Source organism: Thalassoglobus sp. (assembly GCF_048270125.1).
Lineage (GTDB): Bacteria > Planctomycetota > Planctomycetia > Planctomycetales > Planctomycetaceae > Thalassoglobus.
Map to the genome: position 1 here is coordinate 137473 of NZ_JBLWTN010000003.1, position 13266 is coordinate 150738.

Below are 13266 nucleotides of genomic sequence, written 5' to 3' on the forward strand. Positions count from 1 at the left end.
GTTTACGATGAGTCGTGCCCTGTCGCGTGGCGGGGGATCTATGAAGTCGTGAACGTCTTCTTCACGAGTACGACAAATATTGATAATGCTCTGAGATCGAGCCAGCTACTACCAGCAGGAAAGAGTTGGAGATTCGCTACGGAGGTTACACCAGGAAATGTGCGTCAGGTTCCCTGCGATGTTTGGAAAGTATTGATCGACGAGTCCGGCTTGAGTCGCATCTCGATAAGAAAGGCCTTTCGGAAGATCAACAGATTTCACGAGAACCAATTGCGATTTGGGGTGTAAAGAACAGATCCAGGCAGCGATTGAATCACTCGTCACATCCCAGGAACTGGGCAGGGGAGAGTGATTCAGGGTCATGGCTGCAGCATCGAAAATGGGAATCGATTGCCGAGTCCAGCAGCGGTCAAATTCCTCGGGCAAAGCCGTCAGCACAAACTTGATTGAAAGACTGGCGACGAAACGTGACGAGAGGCTGAGAGTATGTGTTCCGATCTCGTGAGAGGCTGCATCACCCAAATGATGCAACTGATCAAGCTCGCGGACAGCATCGGCGAATGGACCTCCGCCGGGGATGAGAATTGGATTAGCAAAGTGATGATGTTCAAGAAAATCTTCCAGCCTTGTCCCCAGGTCCGGCAAGTCAAACAGGCTTCCGCCGAGTTTGATAATTGTCGCCGGGTATTCTTTGAAGATGTTTAGCATCGAATTGTGAGTCAGCAGCGAAGCGTTCAACAGAGATTTCACGATGTGGCAGTGACGACTGTTCTTGGCTGTGCGACAGCGACTTTGACTAGCCCGCCGAAACAGAATAACCAGAAGAAAATCCAGGCCAGCGATGATGGAAGGAAGAAGAATCCGATGAGTCCGATCACGATCGCCAAGTTCGAAACAACTCCGAAGAATGCACGGGGTGATTTTGCATTTCGGAAACTTTTGAGAATCCACAATCCGAAGATCAAGCTGACAACGCACCAGCCGAGTCCCCATAGCCAGCGGTTCGTTTCGGCCGCCTGCACATTGAGTGTGAGTGCAGGGTTTCCGCCAACTTTCGAGAACGAGAGGGTTTTCGCATTTTTGGGGAGATTCATTTGAATCGACAGGCCACCTGCGGAGGACCAGGGGCGTGTCACTTCGGGAACACCGCCGTCGACACTGGCCTGTAAACTCTCACCGAGCGCGTCATTACTGTTGAGATCTCGTCCTGCCATACCGCCAATTCCACCACCCTGAATGCCGCTGGTTTCTTCGAACGATTGCGCCTGATTAATCACGATGCCATTCAGATCTACAAATACAGTCCCCGCCTGGCCTTGCTGCTGGCCCGGTGATTGTGCTCCTGGATTGTTGGTGAAGTCGTTGGCAATTATCAGCTGTTGGCCGGCAATTTGCGTCTTGAGTTTGGAACGTGTCGCTGCCGCTTTGCCTGGAGTTGCGGATTCATTTTTCTGGGCCAATCCGTCGGTCGATGGATCGAAAAAGTTAAAATTGGAGGTTATCCCTTTTGCATCGACACTTGTGATTCCTTGCATCGTGTTATTGCTGAGTATTTCCGTATTGTTGTCAACAATGTATGCCCGCCCCTTGTTTTGAGTGAGGCCAGAGTCAAAGGTCGACTCGTTTTCAAGAGTCTGGTCACTCAGCTCGATCGCTTTTTCTGCCTCTTTCTGAAGGTTGCGACTGTTTTGCAAGAGTTGCTCTCGAAGTTCAATCGCTGCACCATCCTGCACAGTGTTGGCAGCATACAGATCAGTGTTGGAGTCAAGGGAAAGGTTGAGTTGCTTCAGGTTTTTCTTGGCTTGCATGCGTCGTGATTTACTAATTGATTTGTCGTTCGCCATGCGGGACATTTCAGAGAGGTCGGACTGAATACGCTCAAGCGTCTGTTGTTCGACCGCTAACCAGGAGTCGCTGGAGTGTGGAGTGAGGTTGGTTGATGCCACTCCAGTGACAGCTTTGACGTCGACTTCTTTCGGGAAGTGAACTGTCCACAAAGTTTGGGTCACGGGGAGACCAAATTCTGCTGAATCGTTTTGTGAGAGGACTGCTGGCGAGGGAAGCGTGAAGTTTTTCCCTTGTAAGGCAAACTCCGTTCGAAGCGGATTTTTGAAGCGTCCAGCGAGGAGGACTTCAACATCGAACGACAAGTCCGCGGCACTCGTTTGCGGGAGTGCAATCAGGTGAGTTGTCTGCTCATTGATTTCAGTGATGACGGTTCGTGATGCCTGACCCCGAACAAAGACGGAGAGAATCCGCGATCCTTCAGGAACACGCAGTGCCAGAAACTGTCTCCCGCGATTTCGAATACCGTACGTTGCCAACGTTCGCCAACTTCCATCGAGTTCTAAAACTGTCTCAAGGTGAGCAGTCAGTACAAGTGCTTTTGAAACAGTCAATTCTTCCATGCTCTGAATCGTCCAACTCGGAAGTTTGTCTTCGCGAACACGGGTAATGCCCATCGCTTGCTGCACGAGCTTCTGATGAACAACGAGCGGGAGTTGCTCGACCGAGACAGAGTCAAACTGGTCCAGATCGACCGGGACGAGTTGATTCGGTGAAAGGTTCACAAGAATGGCGTATTGCTGTTGGATTCGCAGGGGCTGAAATTTTCCGCCATCGGCTGCGGTTTCGAATTCCAGATATGGTGTTGCGATCGTCAGGTCGGCAGGTGCGGGAATCGTAGCTGCGATGGTGAGCATGTATTGATCACGCACGGGATCAACCAATGAGACACGCCAGCGTTTGCGGTTGTTTTCAATTCCTTCGCTTTGAACTTCGCGGATAGCTGGGCCTTTGATATCCAGGTTGTCCAGCCAGTCAGGAGTAATGAAAATGAATTCATCCGTGGCGGCTTGAGAAATGTTCCAGCGAAGCGTTAGCCCATAGTCAACTGTGGCATCGCTGACGGCGATGAGTGTGACGGCATCGGCGGCGAGTCGTGGAGTTGCGGACTGAACAGTGAGAACAACATTTTCCGGTTCCTGTTCGTGAGTCTCAAATGCGAATTGAACAGGTTGCGGGTCCAGCTTCTTGTAGCTGGCGGAGAGTTGCCCCGGTTGCAATGACTTCCAGTCACCCGTCTGAGCAACAGATGCCTGATACGCGGAGTCGAGCCAAATACCGAGTTTTGCGGATTGACCGATGGCATTCATTGCGTGGGGAAGGTGAATGACAACATCGGTGTCCTCAGGTTGTTTGACGATGTGTCCTTCAAGCCCCGCTTCGACGCGGCCCAATCGCGGAGTTGGAAATTCGATGGTGAGAATTTTTCCGGATTCCCCATCGTGGACATACCAGTCGGACGCATGGGCACAGACGACACTCATCGGAAGGTATCCGTCCGGGATGGCGACATCGACGCTGCGGCGCGGGGAACCGGTGAGAGTCCAGGCGATACGCGAGGCGATCAGTTGTTTACGTCGGGCGATATGAACACCGTGTTCAATTTCCGTTTTTGATTCGGACTCTCGGCGTTGCAGTGCAACGTTGAGTTCAAGCGGTCGAGATGAGGAGCGATAAGCGAAGTTGGGTAATTGAGTAGGTTGTTGCGGGGAGACGACTGGCTTGTAACGCGAGACGTCAATCTGGTTCAGACCGCTGGTCGAGGTGACCTGAAGTTTGAGGTGCGGGACTGTGAAGAGACCAAGCTGAATGGTTTCTCGTGAAATTCCCTGAGGGGAGATCGTCGGGACTGCAATCGAAACGGAGGCATTGCCAATGTCGAGCTTACGGAACAAGTTGACATGGAATTCGGTTTGGTCAGTCACTTCTCGCCGGAAGAAAACTTTGAGCTCTTTCCCGGCCTCGGCGTCATTCATTTCCCAACCTCCAACATCCTGACCAGCGATATCCCGGACGGAGAGGCCGTCAGGGACTGTGAAGATCATGTCGTTGAGGAGACCCTGTCGAACGCGCGCCTGAAAGCCGTGGCTGACGTTCATCCCGGAGTCATCGAACGTTGTTGCAATAGCTGTTTCAACTTGAACGATTTGATTCTGGTCCCCCATCTGAGCTTCAGGATACCAGGAGACTGTTTTCTTTCCTCCTCGATCAACCGGGAACTCGATACGTGTCGTCTCTTCTTCGGTGACGCGACGGTAGGCACGTTCCAGCCCGTTGACTCGGACACGAAGTTCGTCGTCTGACTTGGGAAGTTCAAAACTGAATATCCCGGAGGCTGCCGGGAAAAGATGGACGTTAAATTCTCCCGCGGCTCCGTTCACGCTGGCGGGAAGGGTCAGCAGGGCGTCGACGATATGGATTCCTTGCCCTTGAAGGAAGATGCGTGAGACACCATTTTCAGCAGCTTCAACGGCTGCCGGTTTGTCTTCGATGGTCACGTTTTCGATCGCACTGCCCGGCAGCGGGAGGTTGAGAGTGACCGGCTTGTCAGTCATGACTGACACGACCCAGCGAGTTTGAATTGCGATTTGGTGTTTCGTGCCAACCGATTTCAGACTGGCAGAATAATTTGCTTCAGCGATCGTAACGGGGACCGGGCTCTCAGTGAGAATGGCATCTTCAGGGTGAGAGGTCTCCCAGAGTTGACGGTAAACGTCTTGTGGAATCCAGACTCGATGAGCAGCGTCGATTTCGTCCAGTGATTCAAACGGGACAACCACGAAAGGAGTTCGTTTGATTGGGGAAGATGGGGGTGAGGGTGCAGTTGCTGGGGCCACGGGAGCGACTTGCGGTTTCCCTGTGCTTTGTGCCAGCGATTCTGAATTGATCGAAATGAGGATTGAACCAGCGAGAAGTAAGAACATTGCTGGACAGGATCTCTTTGATAACCAACCGCAGCAGCATTTGCAGCATTGTGAACACCAGCGGAGCCCCCACAAACCAAGTGTGACGATTCCGCCATACAGCATCCCGGCGAGCAACAGTTGCCAGGTCGCCGGAACAATCCAGGCGATTGAGATCGGCAGAAGAATTGTCAGGCCGATCCAGAACAATTTCATTCCAATGTTTGCATTTCTCAACCACCATCCGAGAAGAGAAATTCCGAGGAGGATCGACCAGACGAGCAGGTTGCCCGTCGTCCGGTTGGCAAACTGGACACGCAGATTGATTTCGTCCGAGGCAATTCCATTGCCTTGATAATGAAACTCCTGCGAGCGAGTTCCGTCAGGAATCTGGAAGTCAAACGTCATCGAGAGTAGCCCGCCGGTCGACATACGACCACGAGTGCTTTGCCGTCCAAAACGTTGATCCGCTGGAGGGCGATCAAAGCGGTCTTGAGCGAGTTCAACTTGTTCACCTGGAGCGTTCGTCGCTTGGATGGAATCAATAGGTGTGCGACTTTGAGCTGCGATGTTTGGTGCAAATCCACCAAAGGTTGGCTCTGCCAGTTCAAAGCTCCCTTGTCGGAATGGGATATCGGAGTTGTTATCGAACGGGTCTTGGTTGGGGAAGCCAACGATTGTATTCGAACTCCAGCTTTCGCGGTTTTGAATATTCAATGTTGTGGAAGGGGCGGATATCCCTGATTGATTATCTTCCGTTTTTTTCTCGTCCATTTTGGATTCAAGGTTTCTTTTGGCGAGTTCTTCACGGGCTTCTGGTGCCGCCTGCATTGATGGGAGAGGCGGAGCCTGCGGTTCCGCAGTCAATGCGGAATCGACTGTGAGTGTTTCGTAAACGCTCGGCCTGCTTTCAGGCTTTGCGAAATCACCTTCGGCCCCAACGCTACCCATAAGAGTTTCCCCTAAATCAAAAATTGACTCTGTGCCGGAGTCGGACTGGATTTCATCACCCAGATGATGTGTCGAGGCGGCCTGCCTCTCGTTTGAGGCCGATCGCATCGGGGCGCTGAGTGTCAGCATGAAGAGTGTCACGCAGACTAACAGCATGATTGCAATTCCGGTCCAGATACTGATCCTCGATCCTGATGTTGATAATCGGCTGACAAATGAAGATCGGCGAATGAGCCAGAGTGGAAGGAGAATGACGAGAGCGAACAGAATCGCCGAGCTGCGATTGAACGTGGTGCGCTCTGTCGGGAGGCGGAATAACTTTAAATATTCATCAAAGAATGAGAACTCGAACAGAGAGCCTACCGGTTCAAACAAGCCGTGGCTGCCGATGAGGAGCGTGTCTTCGGGGACATGGAGCTTCCAGTCCTGAGTTAAAATCTCGACATCGTGCTCGACTCCGCTGCCATCGACAACATGCAGCGATGGCGGAACCGCCTGGAATTCTCCCATCGTGTTTATGGCGGACGTGAGAGTGGAGTAGACAATTTGTAGCGAGTGAGCTTGCTGGCTCAGACCGGATAGTGGGATTTGAATTCCCTCGGGCGACTTACGGATTTCGACCGGCGATTGATCGATGAGTGTCGACCACAATGTCGCTCCTTCGGGGAGTTTTACAAGGAGAGACTGTGCTCCGATGGCTGTGAAGGAAACCGTCGCTTGATGTTGAATGTTGCCTGCTTTGCTGAGAATACTCTCCAGTGTCGCGGAATGTCCAATCACGGTCGGGACAGCGGAGCGGTCGAATTTTTTAGTGGTAATGGCAAGCTGCCAGTCGGGGTGAATAAATCGATAGCCAGCAACCACTCGCTCTTGCGGTTGATAGCTTGCCTTCGGGAAATCGACGGGATCAACTGAAACCAATGGTTTGTCATCGGCAGCAGTTGCATTGATCTGAACGTGTTCTTCCGAAGCTGACTCGACAGCGATGTAACCACTGACGAGCTGCGCTTGCGGGAATTTAAGTCGCGATGGTTGGTATGGACCAGCTTCCGCGCGTGGCGTTCTGGCTTCGGTGGCGAGATGGTAGGTGCCTTTGAGATAGCGATCAAAACGAAGCGTCCAGGTTCGGTATCCGTCTACGACTTCGCCGGGTGTTTGTTCAACGAGCCGAACTCGTTGCGAGTTCTGCTGTGAAGTGTATGGAGTCAGCGAAAAGCGAAGGGCATCGCCAGCCGATTCGGAGACGAGAACCGTGAGTTCGCGATATCCTCCGCCAGTCGCTTCAATGTTGGCCTCAAGGCGCGTGTAGAGATTCTCGGGGTCGATCCGAAAGAAGGTGATTGTTTCCGCTGTGAATGTTGCGGGTTTTCGTGAGACGTCAAGTTCTCCACTGAAGACGGAGTCCTGATAGGTGAATCCAAGTCGAACTTGTTTCCCGAGCGACTGCAATTTTTCATTCAGGAGTGTCAAGTCTTTCTGACCGGCGGGGTCGAGGCCTGTCACATTTTGAGAGATGACATCGAAGTCATTCTCAGCCGAGATGCCATACAGGGCTTCGACCATGTCGGCTTGTGGTAAGGTCAGTTCGGGAATCACGATTCGTGTGGTTTGATCTTTGAGCGGCCAACTCTCAGGAATGGTTCGTGAATAAATCAGAATATTACGAGTTTGCCCCGGTGAGAGCGGGGGGGTGAGCGGAATACGAATTTCATTGGTGCCGGCTGCGTTTGAAATTGTTTGCCATGTTGCGGGGTTGCCGTCGACCTGAATCGTGGTGACGTCCCAGTCTGCGGGCATCTGGGCCCGGAAGTCAAACAGTGGAGCCAATCGCGTTTCGACGCTGATGGTCGTAAATAAATTTAACCGCGACTGGGTGACGTCGAGGACGTTTGTCATCGCGGCTTGAACTTCCTGCTGTTTCAAATTCGCGACGAATCTTAAATCGAAGTCTTCAGCCCAGATCTGGTAGTGGGCCTGAGATTCCACGACCGGTGAGCCTGTTGGTGCCGTTGCCTGTGTGGTGGGAGTTTCTTGGTTCACAGCCCGTACTCCAGTCGATTCAATCGCCTGCAAGCGGACCGATTGAGGATGTTGAACAACAATGGTCCCGGTGTGTGAATTTACATTCGGAATGACCAGAGTCGGGACGGACCAAGGTTCATCGGGACTTGCTGAGAGGATGCCTTTGAAAGTGACGCCACGCTGGCCGTCGAACCCTTGACGATATTGCAAAGTAATTTGCGTTTTTGTCTCGTCGTCGGGAGCGTCGGCGAGTTCCCAGGATTCAAGGCCTGTCGATTCGACTGCAGTAATTTCCAGGGACCTCGGGATGAGGCAAGTGAGGCGATCGATTTCCTGCCCGAAGACCTGCAACTCAGTTTTCGCAATCCAGGTCAATTCACTCGGGAGGACTTTGATTCCCATCGCTGTGCTGGCAAACGTAAGGACATCGGCTCGGGTCGCCTTTCGGCGGTCGGTGATGTTCAGGCTCAGCAGGTTTTTTCCACCGACGGGAATTGTGTAGGTCGCTGGCTGATCTGCTGGCGTCGGACGGTCGAGAGATGTTTGAGATGCTTCCAAAAACTTTCCAGCTGGGAGCGTGATGCGAAACTCACCGGCAGCTTTGTCGACAAGATGGAAACTTGCTGATTTGTCGCTTCCATTTGCATGGAGCGGCGTCGAGACGACAATTTTCAGAAGGTGCTTTCCCGGTTCGTTCAGCAGGAGGCGTAGAACGTTCTGTTGCTTTCCGTCACGAGCGATGGATGTGGGCTTGTCGTCGAGCGTCGCCTTTTCGATATTCCAACCGGTGATATCAAAGCGTCCTTCACTCCACTGAGATTCGAATTGCGAAACTGCGAGTACGAGTTCGCCGACCAGCCGGTCACCTTCGACCTGAACGTCATAGTTTGCGGAATGGAAAATCGCTCCTTTGGGAGTCGCGTCACTTGTTTTGCCTTCTTCAATGGCGCGTTTGAGAAGTCTTTCGAATTCCTCGGTCGACAGAACCGCTCCGAATCGATCACTGTTAATGATCGATCCCAGTTCTGTTTCCGGGACGTAGACACGCTGAAGTTCCTGGAGTTCTTTTGTCGAAAGTGGCTTTGATTGCGCCGTTACTGGAGAGGTCCATAGTTGAGCGATGACCAGCAATGCAGCAGCGTTTCGCCACCATCGCCACAGCGAGTGTGGCGAGGAAAGAGAAGAACCTGATGAGAAAATCGAATGAGGTGTCATGATTTTCAGCCTCAACACTTTGGAAAACGAAACACAAACTGAGAACGGAGAAAAAGAATTGGACAACTAATCAGAACCGGGCGGGTCTGTGTTGTTCTCCGTTTCCGAGTTGTCTTCTGGTTTCTCAGGTGTTGTTGTTTGTGATTCATTCGGTGATGTCGGTTCAGTGCTTGTAGCAGGAACAGCACCGATCGCAGTCGGAGTGACGACCACCGATTTTGAGTTGAAAGATCTCAATAGATTGAACAGGCCATGTACGACCCAGAGTCCGATGAGTAGTAAGAGTCCGTAACGGGCAGCGTGCATTCCCTGGCTGAGGGCGTGGCTGTCTGAAAGTCCATACAACGCCGCAGCGAAGGCTGCGATGAGCAGCATTCCCAGTTTGTTCTCCCAAGAGGTTCGCAGGAGAACCCAGCCGATCAGGGCAATGGCGATACTGACGATCAAAGTCATGGTCACGTGATTCCACCACATGACTTTGATTTTTTGTGCCCCTCCCAAATTCGTGTAGATATACGGGACACGCCCATCGGTGGGGAATTGAGCTACTCCGCCGGGAAAACTTTTTCCCTGCTGAACCCATTTGTCGAGTCTGTCAGTACGGCGGCTGGCTTGTTCTCCAATGAGCACGGAATTTGAGTTACGGACTTTTTTAAGGTTGAAGTTATTCGGGTCTCCGACGAGCGAGTATTTCTCCGGGACCCAGACAACGACTTTCAATTCTTGTGCCACGCTCGATTCTCCATCACCAATGACTGGTAACGGGAGCGAAATGCGTCCACGTCCGAAGGTGCTCTCACCAAGTGGCGGATTGACACGCCATAAGAATTGGAACGTCAGCAGAAACGGTTCCTCTGACGATTCTGTTCTCGCGACATTGACCCAGAATGGAGTCCAGTCGGGACCGATTGATTCGGAGTCGAGAACCTCTGCTTTTTCGAGTTTGACTTCTCGGTCATTCAGGAATGTCCCAAGAACTTCGAGGTTCACTGGCAGGTGAACGAGCAAACGTTGACGTTCGGTTGACTTGACGTTGAAGCGGCAACGGTAAGTCGCTTCTGCATCTTCCCCGGAGACGATTTCCACAAGTCCGCGAGAGATGACGGTTGAAACGACTTCCTGAATGTCGTGGCGGGCCTGTGTGAGCTTGACCGTGGGTCGGTCGTTAGGCTTTGCGTTGAAGTATCGGTAAGCGAGCGTTCCTGATTGTGGAAGCGTTTTGAGTTCTCGGAGATCAATCAATTCGATTTCGCCCCCGTTGGCTTCGGCGGAAATCGACAGCGAACGTTCTTTTTTGACCAGCAATTCACCCTGAACGTTTGCGAGATCGTTGGTGGTTTCGCCTGCGTCGTTGACTTGTCCAAGTGGTCGAATGAGTTGAACCGTCAGCGAGTTTTGTGCGCCGCTTGGGGCGTCAGCAGGTGGCTCATCGGCATCGGCGCCCTCTTCGGCAGGTGTTTCGCCACCTGATTCAGTGACGTCATAAGTGATAATGAAACGTTGCCGCCCGAGGACTTCTCGTTGAGTTTCAATGGTCCAGATGACCCAGCCATCGACGGGATCTGAGGCGGTTCGTTGTTTGATTGGCGCAGACGCCTGATCACCCGGAGAGGTTTCAATTTGAATCTCTTTTGAAATACTTTCTGGGACTTCAAAGCGGAAGGTGTCGACACCGGAGTATTCGATAAGGTAGTCGAGCTGTGTTTGAATTTGAGTCAGTTCCGGTTGAACATCAACAGTCGTTCCGACCTGAGCAGAAAGGCGAGTCAGCTTTCGTTTGGTCCGGACCGAAATCGCCAAGGGGCGGCGACTGAAACTCCAGGCTGAATTTAATGAGACAGCTCCGGTGCGTCCTTGATTCGCGGGAAGCGGCTGTGCCCCTTCGAGTCCATCCTGATCAGTGATCACTTCGATGGCATCTTTGGCGTAAACGAAAATCGTACCTGTTTCACGTTCCGCGCCCAGAGGTTCGATGAGTGGCAATGCTTGGGACGTTTCGTCTTCAGTCAGTTCTCGATGCGAACGAATAACGAGTTGAATGGCTCCCTGCGTCCGTTCATTGAGGGTGACCGTCAGTTCGTTTTTGTCCGTGTCGACGTTGTACTCTTTCATCTGAGGGGACTGCACGTTGTCGACCGTCAGATCCTCGGGGAGTGCCAGTTTTAGTTCGAAGATCCCGGCTCGTTCAACGTTGTATTGCAAAGTGTTACTGACTTGCAGCTCATCGTCCTGGAACGTCAATACGATTTGGTGACCAATCATCAGCCGAGGTTCAACCGGTTTCGCGTTCAATTTGAGAGCGAGTTCGGGTGAGTAAAACTTGTAGGTGAGCGCATTGGCACCTTTGAGTCTCGCGTCAACGTTTTCGGATTCGATCCGCACAACACCTTGCTGTTCTGCGATGGTGAGATTCACATCGGCAGAATGTCGGATGGCGAGTTGCCCACTTTCTCGAACGGCATCCATGGCATGGATACCCAAAGCGGCTGAGCCTTGTGTCCAGCCAGCCACGTCAAACTGGCCATTCTCAAGTTTGCGTTCAGTGTGGACCTCAACGGTGACAGGTTTCTCAACTGCAGAGAGAAACTCAATCTGAACAATTTGATTTCCCTCAGCTTCGGTCGTCTCCCAGTTCTTAATGCGAGCAGATGCGGTGACATCAAGAATTCGATGATCTTTCGGGACCACAATTCGGCATTCGGACATCGAGCCGCGAAGAATTTCGAAGTTCAAATACGCGTCGGTGTGAATCAATCCATCTTCCAGCGTGACGAGCGTATGGTTGGTGACGCTCGATAGCAGGTTCATTTCTGGTTTGAGGCTGGTTTGTGGATGCCATTGAATCGTGACGGTTTTTGTTGATCCGATATTCGCGCGCAGATGTGTAACGTCTTCCTCGGACGTTGCATCCATTTGTGCAGAGTCGAGTTCGATGATCGTCGGGGTGACTTTGATCGCCTGATCTTTTTTAGGGACCGTCACATCAAGAGTCGAAACTGCGACTGGTGGAGTGTTGAAGACGAACCGACGACCGTCGGGGGATTGGCTGACAGGGACCGCCATTTCAACAGTGACTGTTTTGTCACCGGGGGAATCGAAGAATAATTCGTATCTTCCCGCACCGAGGCCTCTCGCCAGAACATTGTCGCCACTAATTTTCCCGACTGCTGCTTCGCCAAAATCGACGATTTGCCAGACCCAGGATTTTCCGAGCACTTTGATTTTCAACGTCGCGGTGACGCGAGCAACTTCACCGTCAATTTTCACAACGTAGTCTGAGGATGTGATAATGGCTGCCGGTGAGGCGGGTTCTTTTTGATGATTTTTCCAGACTTCGAGCATCGCTTTGAATTCTGCATACGGCAGAACAACATTTGACTCGGGATTCTGAAAAGCTCCGTCGAGGTCTTTGAACGGGATATAGATGATACGCTCACCCGTGGGAGTGATGACCTCTTTAGGGGTTGTGGCCTCGGCAGGATTCTCGCTCGAATCTCCGGCGTCCTGCCCGAAGAGGTTGGGCGATGACGACACAAAAAATGCCAGAAGGGACAAACTAAATGCTAGAACGACTTTATGTCTCATCACGTGAGCCTCGTGGTCATGACGATATCACAATACAGGACGGCCTCTCAGTTTACGCGATTTGAGTAATTTGCGTAAACAGGACTGTCTCCTAAGAGGCTACCGAATCTGACGCTCCTCAAATCAATCTCTCTTCACGTTTTCACGATGTTTTACGAATTTTTGACAAGTTTCTTAGAAACCTGAAAGGTTCGCCCGGATTCTCGCACAATTGAATTGGTGTTCGGGCTCGACTTCGTGTCGCAGAGAATTGTCACATTTGAAATTGCCGCAGTTGAAAATGCGCTGTTGAAAGTGTCACTGTTGAATACTGTTAAACGGCAACGTGATTTTCACGGGGAGGGCAAACTTCGAAAATCCTCTATTCGAGGATATCCGAGAAATGCGGTTCGCGATCGACGAGAGGAAGCACCTGAGGGTGATAGATTTCGGTGTACGCTTTCGCGGTTTTGTGAACTTCCCAAGTCTCTTTTGATTCCCACCGTTCGATGAGCATGAAGATTTTAGGATCGTTCTGGGAGTGACAGACCTCGAAAGTCTGGCAGCCAGGTTCTTGCCGAGAGAGTCGACCAGCTTCTGCCAGGAGTCCCTGCACTTTGTCGATGTTGGTTTCGTCTTGAACAGTTAAGATGACGTTGATTGCAAACATTTTGACCAGTTCCGATTTTCTTGGTAGTCATGGATACATCGCTTCGTTCTAATTCTTGACAATAGCGATTCGCTTCGCAGCTAGTATAGCTGCTCG

At 51.7% G+C, this 13266-nt stretch carries 4 protein-coding genes; all 4 read right to left on the minus strand.

What is annotated here, in order from left to right:
• Positions 1-108 precede the first annotated feature (108 nt).
• On the minus strand, positions 109-750 hold the full coding sequence (locus ACN0YR_RS05015; protein WP_417848101.1) for a hypothetical protein: 642 nt from the start codon (positions 748-750) through the stop codon (positions 109-111).
• Positions 747-8936, minus strand: a complete 8190-nt coding sequence (locus ACN0YR_RS05020) for a hypothetical protein (protein ID WP_417848102.1) — start codon at positions 8934-8936, stop codon at positions 747-749. The genes ACN0YR_RS05015 and ACN0YR_RS05020 overlap by 4 nt, the downstream gene beginning before the upstream one ends.
• 66 nt (positions 8937-9002) lie before the next feature.
• Positions 9003-12524, minus strand: a complete 3522-nt coding sequence (locus tag ACN0YR_RS05025; protein ID WP_417848103.1) for a hypothetical protein — start codon at positions 12522-12524, stop codon at positions 9003-9005.
• Positions 12525-12882: 358 nt separating this feature from the next.
• Positions 12883-13170, minus strand: coding sequence for a putative quinol monooxygenase (locus ACN0YR_RS05030; RefSeq protein WP_417848104.1), 288 nt, complete (start codon positions 13168-13170; stop codon positions 12883-12885).
• Positions 13171-13266 lie beyond the last annotated feature (96 nt).

Bases quoted from the DNA above. Each gene is read 5' to 3' on its own strand.
- ACN0YR_RS05020 (WP_417848102.1), bottom strand. From the start codon at position 8,936: ATGACACCTCATTCGATTTTCTCATCAGGTTCTTCTCTTTCCTCGCCA.
- ACN0YR_RS05030 (WP_417848104.1), bottom strand. From the start codon at position 13,170: ATGTTTGCAATCAACGTCATCTTAACTGTTCAAGACGAAACCAACATC.